General features: G+C 34.7%; 1 protein-coding gene. It reads left to right on the plus strand.

Annotated elements, in window-relative coordinates; translation table 11 throughout:
• Positions 1 to 677: restriction endonuclease subunit S (locus DXC23_RS12295; RefSeq protein ID WP_147329147.1), on the plus strand; the 677-nt coding region annotated here is incomplete at its 5' end.
• Positions 678 to 698: the final 21 nt, after the last annotated feature.

The raw sequence follows: 698 nt of genomic DNA on the forward strand, positions 1-698 counted from the left end.
TAAACAATAATTTAGAGCAGCAAGCGCAGGCTATTTTCAAGTCTTGGTTTGTAGACTTTGAACTAAATTATGGGATTATGCCCTCAGATTGGAAAGTCTCGCAGCTTGGCTCTATTGCGAAGATTTCAACAGAGGTATTTTCGCCTGCCAAGAACCCAAATGTTGAAGTAGAGCATTATAGTATTCCTGCTTATGACGAAAAGCGTTATCCGGTATTTGAAACTTCTAATGGTATTAAGAGCAATAAATACCGGCTATCATCAAATTCGGTAATGATTTCAAAGCTCAATCCTGATACCAAAAGAATTTGGAGACCTTACTGTATTTCCGATAATCCGATTTGTTCAACTGAGTTTATTGTATATGAACCAATAAATCCTTTGAATAGAGATTTTATTTACTCAATTATTGATAGTATAGGATTTTCAGCTTTTTTGTGTTCACATACTACGGGTTCAACAAATAGTAGGCAACGAGCTACTCCGAGTATTACTTTGACTTATGATATTATTGTACCAGATGAGAAAACTATCCAAGCTTTTTGCTCTATTGTATCTCCTATGTACGACACAATAGAGAATAATATCAAGGAAAATCAAAAACTCGCAGAAACTCGTGATAAATTATTACCCAAACTTATGTCTGGCAAACTTGATGTCTCCGACATTGACCTTTAAGCTACTAAATTATTGTTTATC

The sequence above is a fragment of the Eubacterium sp. OM08-24 genome, from assembly GCF_003438075.1.
GTDB lineage: Bacteria > Bacillota > Clostridia > Oscillospirales > Acutalibacteraceae > Ruminococcoides.